General features: G+C 66.9%; 23 protein-coding genes and 1 tRNA gene. 12 read left to right on the forward strand and 12 right to left on the reverse strand.

Annotation, left to right across the window (positions count from 1 at the left end):
- Nucleotides 1-19 precede the first annotated feature (19 nt).
- Nucleotides 20-679, forward strand: coding sequence for a hypothetical protein (locus EXE45_RS12835; protein WP_137694560.1), 660 nt, complete (start codon nucleotides 20-22; stop codon nucleotides 677-679).
- A 357-nt stretch (nucleotides 680-1,036) separates the two neighbouring features.
- On the forward strand, nucleotides 1,037-2,206 hold the full coding sequence (locus EXE45_RS20495; RefSeq protein ID WP_199233631.1) for a hypothetical protein: 1,170 nt from the start codon (nucleotides 1,037-1,039) through the stop codon (nucleotides 2,204-2,206).
- 525 nt (nucleotides 2,207-2,731) lie between these two features.
- Here the strand turns inward: EXE45_RS20495 and EXE45_RS12845 are convergent.
- Nucleotides 2,732-2,805 (reverse strand) — tRNA-Lys (locus EXE45_RS12845).
- Between the two features lie 159 nt (nucleotides 2,806-2,964).
- On the opposite strand from EXE45_RS12845, the gene EXE45_RS12850 reads away from it, so the two are divergent.
- Together EXE45_RS12850 and EXE45_RS12855 are read left to right on the forward strand one after the other, a co-directional pair.
- Nucleotides 2,965-4,431 (forward strand): DHH family phosphoesterase, encoded by a 1,467-nt coding sequence (locus tag EXE45_RS12850; RefSeq protein ID WP_137694561.1) that lies wholly within the window; start codon nucleotides 2,965-2,967, stop codon nucleotides 4,429-4,431.
- Nucleotides 4,432-4,518: 87 nt separating this feature from the next.
- Nucleotides 4,519-4,728, forward strand: a complete 210-nt coding sequence (locus EXE45_RS12855) for a hypothetical protein (protein WP_137694562.1) — start codon at nucleotides 4,519-4,521, stop codon at nucleotides 4,726-4,728.
- 34 nt (nucleotides 4,729-4,762) lie between these two features.
- On the opposite strand, the gene EXE45_RS12860 is transcribed toward EXE45_RS12855, so the two are convergent.
- On the reverse strand, nucleotides 4,763-5,737 hold the full coding sequence (locus tag EXE45_RS12860; protein WP_137694563.1) for a sugar phosphate nucleotidyltransferase: 975 nt from the start codon (nucleotides 5,735-5,737) through the stop codon (nucleotides 4,763-4,765).
- 130 nt (nucleotides 5,738-5,867) lie between these two features.
- Between EXE45_RS12860 and EXE45_RS12865 the strand changes: the two genes are divergently transcribed.
- On the forward strand, nucleotides 5,868-6,179 hold the full coding sequence (locus tag EXE45_RS12865) for a transcriptional regulator (RefSeq protein ID WP_092921950.1): 312 nt from the start codon (nucleotides 5,868-5,870) through the stop codon (nucleotides 6,177-6,179).
- A 36-nt stretch (nucleotides 6,180-6,215) separates the two neighbouring features.
- Here EXE45_RS12865 and EXE45_RS12870 read toward each other — a convergent pair whose 3' ends face one another.
- From EXE45_RS12870 to EXE45_RS12885, 4 genes are all read right to left on the reverse strand, one after another.
- Nucleotides 6,216-6,893 (reverse strand): type 1 glutamine amidotransferase domain-containing protein, encoded by a 678-nt coding sequence (locus EXE45_RS12870; protein WP_092921947.1) that lies wholly within the window; start codon nucleotides 6,891-6,893, stop codon nucleotides 6,216-6,218.
- A gap of 428 nt (nucleotides 6,894-7,321) precedes the next feature.
- Entirely contained in the window at nucleotides 7,322-7,891 is a 570-nt protein-coding gene (hpt, locus tag EXE45_RS12875; protein WP_092921944.1) for a hypoxanthine/guanine phosphoribosyltransferase, read from the reverse strand.
- Between the two features lie 386 nt (nucleotides 7,892-8,277).
- Nucleotides 8,278-9,054, reverse strand: a complete 777-nt coding sequence (locus EXE45_RS12880; RefSeq protein ID WP_137694564.1) for an enoyl-CoA hydratase/isomerase family protein — start codon at nucleotides 9,052-9,054, stop codon at nucleotides 8,278-8,280.
- Between the two features lie 90 nt (nucleotides 9,055-9,144).
- Nucleotides 9,145-9,366, reverse strand: coding sequence for a hypothetical protein (locus EXE45_RS12885; RefSeq protein ID WP_092921938.1), 222 nt, complete (start codon nucleotides 9,364-9,366; stop codon nucleotides 9,145-9,147).
- A 172-nt stretch (nucleotides 9,367-9,538) separates the two neighbouring features.
- Between EXE45_RS12885 and aroC the strand changes: the two genes are divergently transcribed.
- Nucleotides 9,539-10,726, forward strand: coding sequence for a chorismate synthase (gene aroC, locus EXE45_RS12890; RefSeq protein WP_092921935.1), 1,188 nt, complete (start codon nucleotides 9,539-9,541; stop codon nucleotides 10,724-10,726).
- Nucleotides 10,727-10,753: 27 nt separating this feature from the next.
- Here the strand turns inward: aroC and EXE45_RS12895 are convergent, their stop codons facing one another.
- The 3 genes from EXE45_RS12895 to EXE45_RS12905 form a co-directional block, all read right to left on the reverse strand.
- A complete protein-coding gene (locus EXE45_RS12895) occupies nucleotides 10,754-10,963 on the reverse strand; it encodes a hypothetical protein (protein ID WP_092921933.1) in 210 nt (69 codons plus the stop codon).
- 51 nt (nucleotides 10,964-11,014) lie between these two features.
- A complete protein-coding gene (locus EXE45_RS12900) occupies nucleotides 11,015-11,908 on the reverse strand; it encodes a ZIP family metal transporter (RefSeq protein ID WP_137694565.1) in 894 nt (297 codons plus the stop codon).
- A gap of 78 nt (nucleotides 11,909-11,986) precedes the next feature.
- Complete coding sequence (locus EXE45_RS12905) at nucleotides 11,987-12,583, reverse strand: TIGR04206 family protein (RefSeq protein ID WP_092921929.1); 597 nt, start codon at nucleotides 12,581-12,583, stop codon at nucleotides 11,987-11,989.
- Nucleotides 12,584-12,680: 97 nt separating this feature from the next.
- Between EXE45_RS12905 and EXE45_RS12910 the strand changes: the two genes are divergently transcribed.
- A complete protein-coding gene (locus tag EXE45_RS12910; RefSeq protein WP_137694566.1) occupies nucleotides 12,681-13,448 on the forward strand; it encodes a hypothetical protein in 768 nt (255 codons plus the stop codon).
- 55 nt (nucleotides 13,449-13,503) lie between these two features.
- Here EXE45_RS12910 and EXE45_RS12915 read toward each other — a convergent pair whose 3' ends face one another.
- Complete coding sequence (locus EXE45_RS12915) at nucleotides 13,504-14,847, reverse strand: alkaline phosphatase family protein (RefSeq protein WP_137694567.1); 1,344 nt, start codon at nucleotides 14,845-14,847, stop codon at nucleotides 13,504-13,506.
- Between the two features lie 135 nt (nucleotides 14,848-14,982).
- Between EXE45_RS12915 and EXE45_RS12920 the strand changes: the two genes are divergently transcribed.
- Complete coding sequence (locus tag EXE45_RS12920) at nucleotides 14,983-15,954, forward strand: phosphoadenosine phosphosulfate reductase family protein (RefSeq protein ID WP_137694568.1); 972 nt, start codon at nucleotides 14,983-14,985, stop codon at nucleotides 15,952-15,954.
- Between the two features lie 61 nt (nucleotides 15,955-16,015).
- On the opposite strand, the gene EXE45_RS12925 is transcribed toward EXE45_RS12920, so the two are convergent.
- Entirely contained in the window at nucleotides 16,016-17,287 is a 1,272-nt protein-coding gene (locus EXE45_RS12925) for a trans-acting enoyl reductase family protein (RefSeq protein WP_137694569.1), read from the reverse strand.
- A 107-nt stretch (nucleotides 17,288-17,394) separates the two neighbouring features.
- On the opposite strand from EXE45_RS12925, the gene EXE45_RS12930 reads away from it, so the two are divergent.
- The 4 genes from EXE45_RS12930 (at nucleotide 17,395) to EXE45_RS12945 (ending at nucleotide 18,500) form a co-directional block, all read left to right on the forward strand.
- Entirely contained in the window at nucleotides 17,395-17,658 is a 264-nt protein-coding gene (locus EXE45_RS12930; protein ID WP_092921918.1) for a hypothetical protein, read from the forward strand.
- Complete coding sequence (locus tag EXE45_RS12935; protein WP_092921916.1) at nucleotides 17,651-17,860, forward strand: hypothetical protein; 210 nt, start codon at nucleotides 17,651-17,653, stop codon at nucleotides 17,858-17,860. The genes EXE45_RS12930 and EXE45_RS12935 overlap by 8 nt, the downstream gene beginning before the upstream one ends.
- A 152-nt stretch (nucleotides 17,861-18,012) precedes the next feature.
- Nucleotides 18,013-18,279, forward strand: a complete 267-nt coding sequence (locus EXE45_RS12940; protein WP_092921914.1) for a DUF433 domain-containing protein — start codon at nucleotides 18,013-18,015, stop codon at nucleotides 18,277-18,279.
- Nucleotides 18,280-18,281: 2 nt separating this feature from the next.
- A complete protein-coding gene (locus EXE45_RS12945) occupies nucleotides 18,282-18,500 on the forward strand; it encodes a DUF5615 family PIN-like protein (RefSeq protein WP_241988348.1) in 219 nt (72 codons plus the stop codon).
- A gap of 109 nt (nucleotides 18,501-18,609) precedes the next feature.
- Here EXE45_RS12945 and EXE45_RS12950 read toward each other — a convergent pair.
- Nucleotides 18,610-19,498, reverse strand: an 889-nt coding sequence (locus EXE45_RS12950) for an NAD-dependent epimerase/dehydratase family protein (protein WP_137694570.1), incomplete at its 5' end; no start/stop codon positions are given.

Below are 19,498 nucleotides of genomic sequence, written 5' to 3' on the forward strand. Positions count from 1 at the left end.
CAATAGTGGGACGCGTGGGATGTATATCGAGGGATGGGAAACTCCAACTACAGAACAGAAGGAGTCCCAACGTGAGATTCTGGAAGCGTATCAAGAATGGTATTCCGGCTCTCGAGTACTTGTTACAGAGTATATTGAATCAGAGTTAGATAATTTTGATGAAGCACGGGCAGAATTTTACAAGTATATTACGTTACAGGTGTCTCCGAATAATACGACGGGGATGGGAGTTTATAGTACGGCACACGACTGTTTTATTACACAACGCGGAATCGTAAACGCAATTCCACGGAAGATCAGTGCGGAGCGTTTCAGAGTCAAAGAGCAGATCTCAAAGTCTGTCTCAAAAGACGAGGTACAGCAGGCAAGGGACTTGCTTCAGGAGGGACTACCTCGCGCAAGTGGAGTCACAGCAGGAGTCGCACTCGAACGCCATCTATTGACGATGTGCCAGGAGGCAGATGTCGAACTCGATTACAACCATGACGATGGGATCAGAGATCTCGCAGACACCCTCTACAAAGCTGATGTCATCGAGCAGACAACGCTCAGTTCGTTGAAAACTCTAGCATCTATCCGCAACGACTGCGCTCATGCGAATCAGACTGCCCCAAATGAACACAAAGTGCGACGGCTGATTGAAGACACGGATGACTACATTCGGGGACGAGGGATATAGCGCTAAGCACAGATTCATGATTGGCACAGATGTGTAGAACATGAAATACTCGTATCCTAGGGAGAAACACTGTCATGACAGCTGACTCCGTCGGACTTGCTCAACTAGATAACACTGGACCTGAGCCCGTAATAGCAGTCTTGTAGTCACAGTCGTTAATGCGTAGGTAATTCGGGGCGGAGCTGAGTGAAATCCTCTGCTGGCATATCCACGACATGCCGGGCTGTCATACTTCGGGTGTCAGGTAGGGACTACAGAGTGCGTCTGAAAAATATGAACCTGTAAATCATATAGTCAGATTCAATCTCAATTATGTAAGGATAAAAATAAGCGACTGCTCTCTTAATTAGGAAAATAATGGTTGAGCTCACGCTGGAACGGATCGTGAATCTAGCTGGTGATTGGACGGACGATTCGAGGGCAAGTCAGCAGTTTCGAGAGATAATTGAGGATGAGCAGACGACGACGGAGGAGATCGAGTCGTATCTACAGGAGGCAATCGACGGAAGTGACTCCTATCACAATCGTGCCCTCCAAGACCTCGTCAACAATATTGGGCGACGACTTGGTTTTGAGATTGAATACGGAATTTATCAAGGGGTGAGCGGGACTATTGGGTACGATGGACATTGGGTCTCGACGGCAACGAGTGAGGAGACACACCTAGTCGTTGAGACGAAGAAGTCAACTGCCTTCTCGATTGGACCAGAGCAAGCAGGAGACTACATGGAGGAGCTGGTTGAGAATGAAGGATTAGACAGGGAGCAGGTGTACGGACTCTACGTGGTCGGTAATGGTGATGTGGAAACGGTCTCCCAGACAATTCTTGGCTCGAAGTACAGGGATCGCATGCGCGTAATAACCGCCCAGCGTCTATTAGACTTGCTTGAGATACAAGCCGACTCGGGGCTACGGCATGACCAGGTTGTCGACGTCCTTCTCCCGATTAACGCTGTAGACGTCGGCCAGCTAGTTGGGCTAATTCAGGATGTGATCGAGTTCCGGGAGCAGGGTAACTCTGGGGACGATACGTCAACTAGTAACCAACCAGACAATGACGGTGGAGAGAGCAACTGGGACGGTCCAAAAACGGGGGCGAACGCAGTTCAGGGCACACTATCGCGTGAGGAGCTCAAAGGTGAGGATGATGCGACTGTCGCGGTATTTCCTTCGCAGAAATCAGGCGTCCAATTCCTGAAGGAGAACAATGCTTGGGGATTCGTGAGTATCAATCAGAACCCAGAGTACGTCGCGATATACGTCTCTGATGACGTTCAAGCGGTTCAATATGTAGCACGGGTCAAAGAGATAGTTCCAGCTAACAGCGCCACGCTCGCACGCACTGTTGAGTCTTATGCCGGGGAACAGGCTGAGTTTGATCAGAACCAGAAGGTCGTTATCTTTGAGCCAAGGTCGCTCTACGAACTCATGGATCCGATCCCATTCGAAAGCCGGGTCCCGTACTCGTTACGCTACACCGAGTTAGGTCGACTCAGAGAGGCGGAAACAACTGATGATATCCTCTGACGAAGTGTGTCCAAACGATATTAGCACCAGTTTGATGATCGTCAAACCTATCGAGAGATGGTAGAGATCAATCTACTAGTCCAGATATCTGGCAACTACTCCGCCCGATGTCGCGGTCGCGCTGAGTGATTGTTGAGTTTCCTATCTGCTGGCATACCCTCGACACTGCGGTAACGTGGCGTCGCTGATAAGGAACCCAACTAGTCAAAACTAACCAACAGAAGTTGCCAATGGTCCCGTCGTTGGTTAATTAGTTGTCTACCACTGTCCACCAACTACAACTGTTGAGTATGAGTTTGGGCAGACCAGTCATCGTCGGTTCAGAATTACCGTAGTGGCCTCCCACGCAGTATGTTGGATATGGAACAACTTTATGACGAATGGGCGCCAACTATGACTTAGATGCCACACGTGAGGGCGCACCGTTCGGTCACCAAACGAACTCTACCCGCGAATACGCCAGATCTGAGTCGATCAGGCTACCGTCATGCCATCTATACGACTCAGAATAGTTCGGTGAAGGAGCGGGCCGGGCGCGATTTGAACACGCGACCGACGGATTAAGAGTCCGTCGCTCTCCCTAACTGAGCTACCGGCCCTCACTGAATCGTACCGCTGTCGAGTTAAAAGACCTTTTCATTCCGTGACGACGGCGGCACAGAGACCGTTCCGCGCGGCCGCCGCGGCGGCACCCGGTTCCGGCCCGGCGGGGCCGCGAGAGCGCACTCGTTAAGTGTCGTGCCGCGGAAATCCCTTCAATGAGTAGTGGGGCATCCGGATCCGCGCGGACCCGGTACGCCATCCTCGGCTGTGGGAGCGTCGGGCACGCCGTCGCTGAGGAACTGACCGAGCGCGGGAAGGACGTCCTCATCCTCGACCGCGACGAGAGCCGGGTCGAGGCGCTCCGCGATCAGGACCTCAACGCGCGCGTTCAGGACATCGCCGAGCCCGACGTCGTCGACGAACTCGACGGCCGAGATATCGTGTTGATCCTCTCCAGCGACGTCGAGGCCAACAAGGCGGCCGTCTCCGCGATACGCGACACCGGCGGCGACCACTACGTCGTCGTCCGGGCCTCCGACCCCGTCAGCGAGGACGAGCTGCGGGAGCGCGGCGCCGACGTCGTGATCAACCCCTCGACGGTGATCGCGGACAGCGCGCTCCAGTCGCTGGAGACCGGCGAACTGGAGTACATGGCCCGCCAGCTCGCGGAGATCATCGAGGAGGGCGGCGACCGGATGGCGATCCTCACCCACGACAACCCGGAGCCGGACTCGATCGCCTCGGCGACCGCGCTCCAGGCGATCGCCGAGGCGTTCGGCGTCGACGCCGACATCATCTACTCGGGCGACGTCGGTCACCAGGAGAACCGGGCGTTCGTCAATCTCCTCGGGATCGACCTGCTGGCGCGCTCCGAGGCGCCGCCGCTCTCGGAGTACGAGACGGTCGCCGCGGTCGACCTCGCGAAGGCCGCCGCCGAGGACCTCGACCTCGGCGTCGGCATCGACGTCTACCTCGACCACCTGGAGTCGGAGGTGCCGTTCGACGCGCGCTTCGTCGACGTGCGCACCAACGTCTCCTCGACGTCCACGATCCTCACGAAGTACCTCCAGGAGTTCGACCAGTCGCCCTCGGAGGCGGTCGCGACCGCCCTCCTCTACGGGATCCGCGCCGAGACGCTGGACTTCAAGCGGGACACGACGCCCGCAGATCTGACCGCGGCCGCGTACCTCCACCCGTTCGCGAACCACGACACGCTCGAACAGGTGGAGTCGCCGTCGATGAGCCCGGAGACCCTGGACGTGCTCGCGGAGGCGATCCAGAACCGCGAGGTCCAGGGGAGTCACCTCTTCTCGACCGCCGGGTTCATCCGCGACCGCGAGGCGCTCGCGCAGGCCGCGCAACACCTCCTCAACTTAGAGGGGATCACGACGACGGCCGTGTTGGGCATCGCCGACGAGAAGATCTACCTCGCCGCGCGCTCGAAGGACATCCGGCTGAACATCGGCAACGTCCTCGACGAGGCGTTCTCGGAGATGGGCGACGCCGCCGGCCACTCCACGCAGGGGTCGCTCGAGATCCCGCTCGGCATCTTCACCGGCATCGAGGCGAGCGGCGAGAGCCGCGACACGCTCCTCCACCTCACCGAGGAGGCGGTCCGCCGGAAGCTGTTCGACGCGCTCGGTGTCGAGGGCGGGAGTGGCGACGGCTCGAACGGATCCTGACGATCTCCGACTGCCGACTCCCCGACCGCCGCGTCTCAGCGGGGCCGTTTTTCCGGATCGCGAACGTAACTCCGTCCCCGACCGCGTATGTACGTTCCCAACGATCCGCCGGCGACCTGCCCCGCCTGCGGCGACCCGTACGAGTCGGTCTCCCGGCACACCGACGGGTTCGTGGCCAACTTACTCGACAACGAGCGCTACCGACGGGTCTGTTTCCACCCCGCGACCGACGACGGCGACCCCGCGTTCGACTGCTATCACCACACGCACGCGCAGGCGGGTGCCGTCGACGACTGACCGTAGCCGGAGAGACCGATCACAGCGGCGGCGTCTAAAAGTCGTCGCCCTCGGTGATCGAGGTGTACGACCCGATCAGCGCGCCCGTGAGGTCGACGCCCTCTAGGACGGCACCCGTGTCGATCACGGAGTTGCGGACCTCCGAGTCGGTGATCGTCGCGTCCTCGAAGACGACGGCCCGCTCGAGCGTCGAGTCGGTCACCGTCGCGCCCGACATCACGTGGACGACGTCGCCGAGGTCGCTCCCCTCGACGGTCGCGTCGGGGGCGACGAGCGTCTCGCCGTCGAGCGCGTACTCGACGGCGTCGAGGTAGCTGTCGGCGGTGCCGATGTCGAACCACGCGCCGTCGAAGGTGTACGCGTGGACCGCGCCGCGCTGTTGGAGCCACTGGAGGAACCAGCCCGGCTCGTCCGGGTTGTTGTCGTCCGCGAGGTAGGTGGTGAGCTTCGGGAGCGTCTCGGCGGGGAACGCGTAACAGGCGATGGAGACGAGCGTCGACTGCGGGTCGGCGGGCTTCTCCTGGAAGTCGATCACCTCGTCGCCGTCCAGTTGGACGAGCCCGTACGACTTCGCGCGCTCGCGGTCGCCCACGTCGTAGGCGGCCAGCGTCGGCGCCCCCTTGTCCTCGAAGAAGTCGGTGAAGTCCGCCAGGTCGAAGCTGATCATGTTGTCGCCGGCGACGACGATCAGGTCGTCGTCGACGTCCTCGCGGTCGACGAGCTGCTCGAGCGCCCCCACGACGCCGAACTTCTCGTCCTCCTCGACCGTCTCCTCGACCGAGAGCGTCGGCTTCTCGAAGGGGCTGTCGGCGAGGTACTCAGCGAACGTGTCGGCGAAGCGCTCGTTCGTCGAGACGAACACCTCGTCGACGCGGTCGTCCGCCTCCAGGTCCTCGAATATCTCGTCGATGACGGTGTTCTCTCCGACCGGCAGGAACATCTTCGGCCGGTGTTCGGTGATCGGCCACAGTCTGGTCGCGTAGCCACCCGCGAGTACGACGGCTTTCATACCCACTCCCTCTCACCCCGGTGACATACCTCTTGTGCCCGTGTCATGGTCGCGGTCGCGCGTGCCGCTGACGCCTCGGCTCGGCGTCGCGATCCCGGACGGTTTTGCTCGTCGCCGTCGAATCCCGCCCATGGAGACGACCCGCCAGCGGATCGCCGACGCGCTCCGCGAGGATCCCCGGACCGCGAGCGACCTCGCGGAGACGCTGTCGCTGCCGACGCCCGTCGTGTACGAGCACCTCGAACACGTCTCGCGGTCGGTGACCGACGGCGACGGACCCGACGGCGACGGAGGCGGGGGCGCGGACGAGGAGTTCCTCGTCGCGCCGCCGACCTGCCGCGACTGCGGGTTCGACGGCTTCGACGACCCGGTCAACGACCCGTCGCGGTGTCCCGAGTGTAGGAGCGAGCGGATCGAGGAGCCGGCGTTCGTGATCCGATAGCGGGAGAGGGCGGGCCGCGACCGCAGAGCGGCGCGCCTACAGCTCGTCGAGCAGCGTCGCGGCCGCGGCCGACGAGGAGCCCGGACCGCGGGCGGTGATCAGGTCGCCGTCGACCGTGACGCTCTCGTCGGCGTCGAGCTCGGCGTCGAAGTCGGCGCCCGCGAGGACGACCTCGTCTTCGACCCAGTACGGGAGCTTCCGGCCGTCGGGCATCACGTCGTCCTCGTTGACGATGTCCGCCTCCCACTCGTTCGGGAATCCGGTGACTGCGCGTCCCTCGACGAGCGGCGTCCCGTCGGCCTCGTTCGTGAACGCGAGGATACCCACCGCGTGGCAGACGACGAGGGCGACGCCATCCTCGCCCGCGACCGCGTCGAGCAGCAGCTGTCGGGCGTGGCGGTCCTGGTTCACGTCCCAGACGGTGCCGTGGCCGCCGGGGAAGACGACCGCGTCGTAGTCCGCGGCGTCGACCGTCGCGACCGGCGCCGGGTCGGTCAGTTCGGGGTGTTCCGCGTCGATCTCGCGGTACTCCGCGACGACCTCCTCGCCGCCCGCGGCCTCCGGGTCCAGCGAGCGCTCGTCGACGACCGGCGGCGACCCGGAGGGGGTCGCGACGGTCACGTCGACGCCCTCCGATTCGAGCGTGGTCAGCGGCTCGATACACTCCTCGGCCCAGTACCCCTCTTCGCTCACGACGAACAGCGCGCTGGTCATGTTCGCTTCCCCGTTCGCGGCCGCGACACAAAAGACGCCCGCGCCCGGCAGCGACGAGGGACGGCGCGGGGTTTATAATTGACCGCGGCGGTGCGGTCGGCGCGCGCCTCCGAGCGCCCGGCAGGGCGCGAGTAGTGAGAGACCGACGGTCCCTCGCTGGACGCGGCGACCGGAGCGACGCGGAGGGAGCCGCGAGGCTGGGGAGGTGTGAGGTGCTGTGCTGGGCGGGACTCAAAGGGGCAGCCGGGAGGCGCGCGCAGGCGACGCAAGCACTGGAACGAGGGAGCGTAAGCGACCGAGTGAAGCGCGCAGCGAGCGTGCGCGCGCCTCCCGGCTGGGGCTTTGGAGACGTTCGCCGAACGAGCAGTAATTTATAAACAAGCGGCCGGTGCCTTCGCGGCGCTTCCCGCATCACCGACAGCGGTTATTTATTCGTCGCCCTGCGCGTCCACGATCACGACCTCGCCGTCCTCGACGGTGACGTTGATCAGCGTCTTCACGTTGTAGTCGGTGTCGTCGAGCTCGTTTTCGCCGGCCTTCTTGATCACGGCGACGACGTCGACGATCTCCGCGCCGACCTCGTCGGTGAGCGCGTCGAGGATGGCCTTCATCGTGCCGCCCGTCGAGAGCACGTCGTCTAAGACGAGCACGCGGTCGCCCGCCTCTACGTCGTTGATGTACATTTCCGACTCGGAGTACCCTGTCTCTTGGAACAGCGGGACCTCGCCGTCGAGGCCGTACTGGCGCTTGCGAATGACGACGAGCGGGATGTCGGTCATCAGCGAGAGCGCGGTCGAGATGTGGATCCCCATCGCCGCGGGGGTGACTATCTTGTCGACGTTCTCCAAGTCCGCCTTCCGGATCAGCCGGATGACAATCTCTCGGAGCAGCTCCGGTTCGAGCATGGGGACGCCGTCGCTGATCGGGTGGACGAAGTACTGGTACTCGCCTTTCTCGATGATCGGCGCGTCGAGGAGCGACTGCCGCAACTGGTCCATGTCGCGGGTACTCGGGCGGATTAATAAAGCGTGGCGATCCCCCGATTCCGTGAACCTCGATCGCACGGTACAGGACACGGCACGCGACGAGCGATGACGCTCCAGCCAACACCGCCAAAGCCCCAGTCGCGAGGACTCGATGCGCTCGCTGTGCGCTTCACTCGGTCGCTGGCGCTCCCTCGTTCCAGTGCTTGCGTCGCGCGTCTTCGTCCTCGCGACTGCCCCTTTGAGCCCCGCCCAGCACAGCACCGCTCCGCACCTCACGCCTCCCCAGCCTCGTCGCTCACGCCCTGCGGGCGTTCGCGACTCCCTCGCGCGTGCTCCTCGCAGCCGCCTTCGGCGGCCGCTCGGAGGCGCGCGCCAACCACTGCGGTTCGAGCCTCGTCCTACTCGAACTCCGGCTCGCGCTTCTCTAGGAACGCCTCCATCCCCTCGCGCTGGTCGTGCGTGCCGAACAGACCGGCCCACGCCCGGCGTTCGAGGGCGAGCCCGGTCGCGCCCGCGCCCTCGCCGGCCGCGTTGAGCGCCTCCTTCGCGGCGCGCAGGGCCGTCGCGGGCTTCGCGGCCAGCTCCCCGGCCAGCTCGTCGATCCGGTCGTCGAACTCGGCGTCGGCGACGACCTCGCCGACGAACCCGACCTCGGCCGCCTCGGCCGCGTCGATCCGCTCGCCGAGGAAGATCAACCGGCGGGCGACCTCGTCGCCGACGAGCGCCGGGAGCCGCTGCGTGCCCCCCCAGCCCGGGATGATGCCGAGGTCGATCTCGGTCTGTCCGAGGACCGCGCTCTCGGCCGCGACCCGGAGATCGCAGGCGAGCGCGAGCTCGCAGCCCCCGCCGAACGCGTAGCCGTCGACCGCGGCGACCGTCGGCGCCGGGAACGTCTCGATGGCCTCCGCGACGCGGTGGCCGAGCTCGGCGTACGCCTGCGCCTCGGGGGTCGACATATCGATCATGTAGGAGATGTCCGCGCCCGCGACGAACGCCTCGTCGCCCGCGCCGGCGATCACGAGGACGCGGGCGTCGCGGTCGGCCGCCTCGTCAAGCGCGCCCTCGACCGCTTCGAGCGTCTCGACGGTGAGCGCGTTGAGCTGTTCGGGTCGGTCGATCGTGATCGTCGCGACCCCGCGGTCGTCGACGTCGAAGGCGATGGTGTCTCGACTCATACGCGCCCCGTCGCGCGGCGCCGTGAAAACGGTTCGGCAGGCGGATCCGGGCGTCCGGAAGCGGAACCGGGAGGCGACCGAAACGCCCCGTCAGACTTCTTCGCGGCTGTCGATCCCGGTGTAGATGAACCACGCCGTCGTGTAGACGCCGACGAACAACAGGTAGCCGACGATCAGGCCGCCGAGCTGTCGGCTCGCGAGCCCGTCGGGGAGCGTCCGCGAGAGGATGCCGAGTGCGAGGACGAAGACGACGAGCGAGAACAGGCCCGAAAGGGCGTACACGCCGAGGTCCGAGGTGAGTCGATCGCGCACGCTCCGACCAACGGGGTCCCGTTACATACCCCCATCGGTCGCGCGCCGAGCCGCCGAGCCGCCGCGCCGCGGCGCTGCCGCGACCCGTCAGCGGCCCGCCACCGGCAGCCGCCGGACCGAGACCCGTTGCGCGGATTGCAACCCCTATATGCCCCCGGCCACACGTACCGGTATGAACGGGAACCGGTTCGGCCGACTCTTCCAGCTGACGACCTACGGCGAGAGCCACGGCGACGCGATGGGCGTCACCGTCTCCGGCGTGCCCGCGGGCGTCGAGCTCGACGAGGAGGCGATCCAGACGCAGCTCGACCGGCGCAAGCCGGGGCAGTCGATGATCACCACCTCGCGGGGCGAGCCCGACGAGGTCGTCGTCAACTCCGGCGTTCAGGACGGCTACACCACCGGGACGCCGATCGGCATGGTGATCCAGAACAAGGACGCGCGCTCGGGGAAGTACGAGCCGTACGTCACCGCGCCGCGCCCCTCGCACGGCGACTACACCTACTCCGCGAAGTTCGGCACGCGCAACTGGGGCGGCGGCGGGCGCTCCTCCGCCCGCGAGACCGTGAACTGGGTCGCGGCCGGCGCGGTCGCGGAACAGGTCCTCGACGCCTCCGAGTACGACGTGGAAATCAAGGGCCACGTCAACCGGATCGGCGACGTCGAGGCCGACGCGGTGAGCTTCGAGCAGCTGCTCGAACGCAGCGAGGAGAACGACGTGCGCTGCGCGGACCCTGAGGCCGCCGCCGAGATGCAGGAGCTGATCGAGGCGTACCAGGAGAAGGGCGATTCCATCGGCGGCTCGATCTACTTCGAGTGCCGCGGCGTCCCGCGCGGGCTCGGCGCCCCGCGGTTCGACGGGTTCCCGAGCCGGCTCGGGCAGGCGATGTTCTCGATTCCGGCCACGACCGGCGTCGAGTTCGGCCTCGGGAGAGACGCCGTCGACGTGACGGGCAGCGAGCGCAACGAGGACTGGACGTTCGACGACGGCGAGTCGTTCGACCACGTCGAGAGCGACGAGGGCGACCCGGTCCCAGAGGGGAACGACCACGGCGGGCTCCAGGGCGGGATCACCACGGGCGAACCCATCTACGGCGAGGCGACGTGGCACGCGCCCACCTCGATCCCCAAGAAGCAGCGCTCCGCCGACTGGGAGACGGGCGAGGAGAAGGAGATCCAGGTCGTCGGCCGCCACGACCCGGTCCTCCCGCCGCGGGCGGTCCCCGTCGTCGAGGCGATGCTCTACTGTACCGTCCTCGACTTCATGCTGCTCGCGGGCCGGATCAACCCCGACCGCGTCGACGGGAACCCCGGCGAGTACGACACCGACTACCACCCGAGCAGCCCGCGGAACGAGTGAGGACGGACCCCTCGCAGACCGGTCCTCCTACTCCCCGGGCGACCACTCGCAGGCGTTCCCCGCGGTGAGGTCGTTCTCGTCGACGTGCGCCGCGAGGCACGCGTAGTTACAGAAGTACGACGGCGAGCCGCAGCCGTCGTCGCAGTCGCGCACGCAGATCGGATCGTGGTCGAAGATCCGCGAGCCGCAGTACGCGCAGGTCTCGTCGCCCTCGGGCGTCGACACGGTCGTGGACATGGTCGGAGGCAGGGACTGGCGCGTTGAAAAGGCGTCGCGCGTCCGTGCGGCTCACACCACGACGACGGCGTCGACGACGACGAGGAGGACGAACCCCACGAGGAACGCCCCGGTCGCGGCGTCGGCGTGCCCGTGGCCGTGCGAGGAGGGGATCAGCTCCCGGAAGACGACCGCGAGCATCGCCCCGGCCGCGAACCCGGACGACAACGGGAACAGCCCGGACCCGAGCCCGACGAGCGAGTAGCCGAAGACGGACGCGACGACCTGCGGGACGACCCCCGAGAGGGTGGTGTACCAGACCACCCGGAGGTTCGACATGCCCGTCTCGGCCATCGGCACCGCGAACGCGAACCCGTCCGGGACGTTCTGGAGGCCGATCACGACCGCGAGCAACAGCGCCACCTCGTTCAGGCCGGACGCGAACGCGACGCCGATGGCGAGGCCTTCGGGCGCGTTGTGGAGGGTGATCGCCCCGCCGATGAGCAGCGCCTTCCGGAGCGACGACTCGCGCTCGGCGAGGATTCCTTTCCCCTCGTCGGTCGGTCCCTCGCCGGCGGCGCCGCTCCCTTCGGTCCCCTCGTCGGGCTCGACGAGCGAGTCTTCGGCCGGCGGCTCCATCACCGCGGCGTCGTCGGCGGTCGCGCCGCCCTCCGCGAACCACTCCCGATACTCGGCGTGGAGGTGCGGGATGAGGTAGTTCCCGCCGAGCAACGCCCCGCCGCCGAGGAGGACTCCCGCCATCACCGCGCGGAGCGTCCCCTCCTCCATGCCGGGGATCACGAGGCCGAACACGCTGGCGGCGACCATCAGCCCGGCCGCCAGTCCCAGGGCGGCGTCGTAGACGCGATGCGTCACCCGGGCCCGGAAAAAGACGGGGAGCGCCCCGAGACCGGTCGCGAGCCCCGCGACGGTCGTCACGGAGAGGACCGATACGAGCGTCGTCATGCGGTCCGAAACCACGCACGAGCTGATAAAGGGCCGGGGAGCGGACGCGGGAGGTCGGCGGCCGTCGCCGGATCGCGGTCAGCGAACGACCACTCGCCGGAGGTCCCCCGCGTACGCACCGACCGCGACGGCGAGCGTCGCGACCGCACCCGCGGGGAGGACGGCGAACCAGCCGGCGGTCGCGCCGACGCCGAACCGGACGCCGAGCCCCGCCGCCACCCACAGCGTCGCGGCCGCCGCGAGCACGAGCAGGCCGCCCGTCACCCGGCGGTCCTCGCGTCCGATCGCGACCCCGCTCGTGGCGCTCCCGGTCGCGAGCAGGTGGAAGCCCACCGCGAGCGGCCACGCCCGGATCGACGGCGGGAGCCGTGCGAACGGCCGCGGCTGGTCGAGGAAGTACGCCCACACCGGATACCCGCCGACGCCGAGTCCCCCGGCGTCGCCGCCGAGCGTCACGAATCCCCAGAGGCTCACCAGCGTCGGGGTCGAGTCGCCGGGGACGACCGCCATCGGGACCGCGAGCAGCGCGGCGACGAGGAGCCACTCGGCGCGACTGCTGGTGGACGAAGACCCCGGTGCCGATTCCGACATCGACCCCGGTGCCGATTCCGACGCCGACGGAGACTCGGATGACGACTCCGACGCCGACTGCGGAGCGCGGTCCGGTTTCTCCATACGAACGGTTCGACGCCCGCAGGGAAGTATGGTCGGGGGTCAGCGGGCGCCGCTCGCCGCCCGTCAGGCGTAACCCGCCGCCGCCCGTACGGCGCGTGTGAACACCGACGACGGCGGCCACCACGACGCGGCGGTCGACGCGCTGGCGGTCCGGGAGTACGGGCGCGCGGGGAACCGCTACACCCGCGGCGGGCGACGCGTCCTCGCGGATCCCCGTCCGGACCGCGACCCCTTCGAACCGGACGAGAAGGGGTGGGTCGGCCAGGGGGTTCAGCAACTGCTCGCGGCGGCGGTCGCCTATCGCGTCGCCGGCGCCGAGGAACGCGCGACCCGACGCGCGGCCGAGGGGATCGCCGCAGCGCGCGACTTCGAGACCGTCCTCACCGACCCGGGACAGGGCGCCTGCCTCGCGGAGTTCGTGGCCGACTTCCGGGTCGCGGGCGGGCTCGGCGGCGCCGACGAGGCGTACGACGACGCGGCCGAGCGGTACGCGGCCGCCGGCGCCGAGGTCGACTCCCCGCAGGCGCTCGCGACGACGCCGCTCTTCGAGGCCGCGGCCGCGACGATCAAGCAGGTCGCGCGGGGGCAGGCGGACGGCGAGATCGCGATCAAATGGGAGGACATCCACGGGGACGACCCGAGCCGCCCGGGCGAGTTCCTCGCGGGCCGCGCTCGGTTCAAGAGACAGCGCTTCGCCGGGCTCGTCGAGCGCGCGGTCGACGACGGTCACCTCGCGGCGCCCCGTGGGACGACCGAGTACGACAACGACAACCACCGGTGTCCGAACTGCGGGTCGAACCACGTGAACTGGGCCGGAACCGGGATCCTCTGCCTGCGGTGTTCGCGGCCGACCGAGCGCGTCTGACGGTCGTCAGAGCCGCCCACGGCGACGCGGCGGACGGTCCACTCCGGGATACCGGTTAGCTCAGCAGGCTCTCGCCGTCGAACTCGGTCTCGACCTCGACGTCCATCAGGTCGAGGACGGTCGGGGTCACGTCGAAGAGGTTCGCGTCGGACAGGTCGAGGTCGGGGTCGGTCGCGTACAGGAGCGAGTTCTCGAACTTGTGCATCCCGTTGCGCGGGCCCTCGGTGAAGACGGCCTCCTTCCCGCCGAAGCCGGACTTGAGGTCGAAGCCGTCCGCGGGGATGACGACCAGGTCGGGCGCGATGTCGTCGTGGTCGCCGTCGAAGACGGTCTCGCCTTTCACGATCCGCTTACACACCTGTCGGCCGTCGGGGCCGGTGAGCGATTCGAGGTCGTCGATGAGTTCCTCGCGCGTCACCTCGTACTCGGACTCCGGGACGACGCCGTCCGGCTCTCGCCCCTCGAGGTTGAGGTAGAATCGCCCGGGAATGAGCGAGTACGCGCGCGTCTCGTCGTCGATGTCCGTCAGCGAGTCGTGGTCGTCGTCCTCGTAGGAGAGCCACCCCTCGTCGGCGAGGAACTGGTTGCAGTTCGCCTCCCAGTTCAGTTCGGTGAACCCGTGGTCGGAGGCGACGATCAGGGTAGTGTCGTCGTCGAGCGAGTCGCGGATGTCGCCGATGTACCCGTCGAGCTTCCGGTAGAACTCGAGGAACTCCGCGGTGTACTCGCCGTCGTTTACGTAGTCACCGAACAGGAAGTGGTTCACGCGGTCGGTACTCATGAAGACGCCGAAGAAGAGGTCCCAGTCGTCTTCCGCCAGGTAGTGGGAGAAGGCCTCGTACCGGGCGTCGAGGGTCGCGTGGGCGTTCTCGACGAACTCGGTCTTGTCGTCGTCGTGGCCGAGCTTGGCGTTGACGTCGATCCGGTAGTCGAAGCCGTCGAGCGTCTCCCGGACCGACTCGTCGCTCGCGGCCGACTCCAGGTCGGGCGAGAGGAAGCCGGAGGCCATCCGCTGGATCCGCGTCGACGGCGGGAACGTGACGGGGACGTTGAGGACGGTCGCGTCGCGGCCGGCGTCGGTGACGCGGTCCCACAGCCGTGTCGCCTTCACGTGGCGCCCGAGCGGGACGTACGTCTCGTAAGAGTCACGCTCCCGGTCCTGAAACCCGTATACGCCCGTCGCGCCGGGGTTCACGCCGGTCGTGAGGCTCGGCCAGCAGGCGCTCGACTCCGGCGGCACGATGCTCTCCAGTCGCCCCCCGGAGCCCGCCGCCGCGATGTCGGTCAGGTTCTCGAAGACGTCAGGGTGGTCCTCGACGAGGTCGAGCGGTACGCCGTCGATGCCGAGGAAGACGACGCGCCCGTCGTCCTCGCCGCGGAGCCGGTCGAACAGACCCATGTCCGGTGCTTCCGCGGCGCCCGGCATATCCCTTGTGTTCCGCGGGACGGCGGCGGCGACCGCCCCGGTCGGCGCTCCCTCCGGGCGACCGCGATTCAGAAAGCCTATTCGTCTCGGCGGCGACGGCTACGCCGTATGAGCGACGACTTCCCGGCGAGCGTCGACGTCGATTACACCGACGGCGAGGGGGAGACCCCCGACGACTACCCGTCGATCCAGCACAAGATCGAGAAGGCGGTCGAGGTCACCCGCCGCGGCCTCGAACAGTACGACAACCCGGCGGTGATGTGGACCGGCGGGAAAGACTCCACGCTGACGCTGTACTTCATCAACCAGGTCGCCGAGGAGTACGGCTACGAGAAGCCGACCGCGGTGTTCATCGACCACTTCCAGCACTTCGACGACATCACCGACTTCGTCGAGCACTGGGCCGACGAGTGGGAGATCGACCTCGTCTACGCCCGCAACGAGGACGTGGGCGCCTACGTCGACGAGCACGGCCTGGAGCCGGGCGACGACATTCCCGTCGACGCGCTCTCGGAGCACAATCAGCACCACATCCGAGAGATCCTGGAATTCGAGGAGGACTCGTTTCCGTTCCTGCTCGACACGTACGTCGGGAACCACCTGCTGAAGACGGTCGCGCTCAACGACGCCCTCGAGGAACACGACATCGACGGCGTCATCTCCGGCGTCCGCTGGGACGAACAGGAGGCCCGCGCCGACGAGACGTTCTTCTCGCCGCGCCACGACCCCGACCTGTTCCCGCCGCACGACCGCATCCAGCCCATCCTCCAGTTCGCCGAGGCGGACGTGTGGGAGGCCTTCTGGAACTTCGTCGTGCCGGACACCGTCGAGGAGTTCCCCGACGAGGGGTACATCCCGCAGGCCGACGACGACCTCCCCGAGGGCGTCAGTCGGGAGGACGTCCCGATCTCGCCGAAGTACTTCGCCGGGTTCCGCTCGCTCGGCAGCGAGGTCAGTACGGAAAAAACGACCGAGGAGCCCGCGTGGCTCCAGAACCTCGAGGACACGACTGAGCGCGCCGGCCGCGCCCAGGACAAGGAGGACCTGATGGAGCGCCTGCGCGACCTCGGCTACATGTGATCGACGGCGGGAACTAACTCGCCGTCCGCCGTTTCCGCGACCGACCCTTCTGAGCGACTCGTTACCGGTCGTCGTCGGCGTCGACCGAACCGACCGACGCGGTGAAACCCACCTCCCGGAGTCGCTCCGCGAGCGGGAGGCCGATCCCCGACGCCGGCGTCAACACGCCGCCGTCGAACGGGGAGTCGACCTCGTCGCGCGCCAGGCAGACGGCCGACTCGCCGAGCATCCGCGCGGTCGCGCCGTACCCCGGATCGCGGTCGGCGCCGAACTCGGCCTCGACGGTGAACGGGCCGTCGGGACCCGTCCCGCGGCCGCGGAGGCCGATCCGGAAGTGGCCGGCCTCCGCTTCCTCCCGCGTCGGCCCCTCGCCCAGGTCCGGGAAGACGTGGCGGCGGAGCGCCGACCGAATCGGGCCGACGGACATCGCGGCGGTGAACAGGCCGAGGCCGCCGGCGACGAGCCCCGCGGTCGCGGCGCCGACCGGCCCGTCGCCGGTCGGGACCACCTCGCTACACCGGAACTCCCGACCCCACGGGTAGCCGAGGAGCGCGTTGCTCCGACGAACCACGCGCTCGTTCACCGGCGCCATCGGGGACGGGGCGGTCCACTCGCCCCGCAGTGCGTCCCGCCGCGGCCACCGCTGTTCGCCGGGGTCGACGCCGCGCCGCTCGCCCCGCGGCGCCAGCGAGTAGGGGTTCCGGAGCGCCTCCCGCGCGAGCGGGTCGGTCGCGGCCGCCGCGAACAGCTCGCCGGCGCTCGCGAGCGTCCCGCCGCTGACGCTCCCGCTGCCGCCGTCGAGGTAGATCCGGACCGTCTCGCAGGGCGCGCCGTGCGTCTCCCCCGCGAACGACTGGACGAGTAGGGTACCGAGGTCGGCCGGGACGGAGTCGAACCCGCAGCTGTGGACGATCCGAGCGCCCGCGTCGACCGCGGGCTCGTGGAACCGGTCAATCGACTCGCGCACCCAGTTCACCTCGCCCGTGAGGTCGCAGTAGTCGGTGCCGGTCTCGACGCACGCCTCGACCAGCGGCGTCCCGAGTCGGGTGTACGGGCCGACCGTCGTACACACCACCCGAGCGCCCTCGGCGACGGCTCGCAGGCTCTCGGGGTCGGTCGCGTCGCCGACGACGACCGGAACCTCGTCCCGCGCGTCGCCGCGACGGGCGAGGTCGGCGGCGAGCGCGTCGAGCTGCTCCCGGTCTCGCCCCCCGATCGCCAGCGCGAGCTCGTCCGGGCCGTACCGCTCGGCCAGGTACTCGGCCGCGAACCGTCCCGCCACTCCGGTCGCGCCCCACACCACGACGTCGTGCGTCCGGTCTGCGTCGCTCATTCTCGTCTCCACTACGCGGCGAGGGCGGTAAACGGGCGGGTTCGCTCCGCGAGCGACGGCGCCCAGCCGCGCGGTAACTCTTTACCTCGGGAGCCGTAACCGAACACATGGCCGTTGGCACCAGTTTATCGTTGCGGCTCGCCGACTTCGGCACCCGTTCGCTCGTCACGCACAGCCTCATGGTAGTGGGATTCGTCGGGGCGGTGTACGCGGGGCTGTTCGTCGAGGGGCAGATCGGGACCGTCTCGATGGCGGCGTTCATCAACTTCACCGCCGGACTGTGGATCTCGCAGTCGATCCACTCGCTCGGCAACGCCGCCACCGACGACGAGTATCAGGGCGTCCTCAAGGAGATTCTGAACCGTGTCTAGCGAGCCCGGGATCGACGCGGCGCGATTCGGGCGGATACTCGCGCTCATCGGCTTCGTCACGACCGTCTTCCTGTTCCTCACGGCGCAGCGACTGTCGGGTAACGCCCTGCGTATCGGCGTCGTCGCGATCGGGATGGTCGGGCTGATCACCGCGATCATCGGCTTCCTCGTCGCCGCCGGCAGCGCCGTCGAGGCGTCCTGACGCCGATCGGTCGGTGGGAGCGCCCCGCAGTTGGATACGTCCGGAGCAGGTGGACGTGTCGTCCCGAGCACGTTTCCGTAGAGTGGCGCACGGTCTAGGCGACGTCTTCGGCGAGGCGTTATGTCGATTCACGAAGGAAAACTACTACTGGCGTGACTATCCCCGTGGTTTCGACGCCGAACGTACTCGGCGGGAAACCCAGGGCGGAGGGGACGCGCGTCGGCGTCCACCAGGTAGGGTCGCTGGTCCACGAGCACGGCCGGTCGAGGGCGGCCGTCACCGAGGAGTTCGGCCTGACGGCCGATGAGGTCGACGCCGCTATCGAGTACTACGAGTCGAATCCCGACGAGACAGAAGCGATCGCAGCGGAGGCGAACGCGACTCGCGACCGACTGACAGACGTGAGCCGCGCACCGTAGTGATGCGGCTCCTCTGCGACCAGAACGTCGCACGTCGGTATATCGACGCCCGTATCGAAGCGCCAGACCTTCGAGCAGTCACTGTCCGTGATGCGCTCGATCCTCGTGCGACCGATCCCGACATCGCGGCGTACGCTCGCGAAAACGAATACGTCGTGTTGACCGCAGACGAGGACTTCTTCGAGTTGTCGGAACGGTGTGGCTGTCTGTATTTCCACTAACTCGATCAGCCGCCTGTCGGCGATGTGCTAACTGCTATCCGGCTGATCGATGACGCGCACGACGACCATACCGGGATCGCCGAGGTCGTCCCGGACGGGTGGGCCTGAGCTACTTGTACGATTCGCACACCATCTCGACGCCCTCTTCGAAGGAGATCTCGGGCTCCCAGCCGGTCGCCTCGTGGAACGTCGAGTAGTCGGCCATCGTGTCGTGGACGTAGCCGTCGAACGGGCACTCGATGTAGACGGGGTCGACGTCCGTGCCGAGCGCGTCGTTGATCAGGTCGACCATCTCGTTGAACGAGTACGCCTCTTGGGTGCCGACGTTGTACACGCCCGTGAGCTCGTGGTCGGCCGCGAGCTCGCAGGCGCGGGCCACGTCCGAGACGTGCGTGAAGTCGCGGGTCTGGGTGCCGTCGCCGAACAGCTCAGGTGCTTCGCCGTTCGCGATCTTGTCCGCGAACTGCGCGACCGTGTTCGCGTACTCGCCCTTGTGCTCCTCGTTGCCGCCGAAGCCCTGATACACCGAAAAGAAGCGGAGGCCGGCCATCGCCATGTCGTAGTGGTTGGCGTAGTACTCGGCGTAGCGCTCGCGCGCGAGCTTCGAGGCCTCGTAGGCGGTGTGGGCCTCCACGTCCATGTCGACGGGGGAGGGCTCGGTGCGGCTCCCGTAGATCGAGGAGGTCGAGGCGTACACCACGGTGTCACAGCCCGCTTTCCGGGCGCGCTCGACGGTGTTGACGAACCCCTCGACGTTGACGCGACAGCCGCGCTGGGGGTCGCTCTCGTGCATGTTCCGCGAGGAGAGCGCGGCGAGGTGGAAGACGATGTCGACGTCGACCGGGAAGTCGTCGTCGACGACGGAGGCCTCGACGAACTCGACGTCGTCGTCGAGGTTCTCGGGCGTCCCGAGGTAGGTGTCGTCGACGGCGATCACGTCGTTGTCGCCTGCGAGGCGGTTCGCGAGGTTCGAGCCGATGAACCCGGCCCCGCCCGTG

The organism is Halorubrum sp. SP9, assembly GCF_005435015.1.
Classification (GTDB): Archaea; Halobacteriota; Halobacteria; order Halobacteriales; family Haloferacaceae; genus Halorubrum; species Halorubrum sodomense.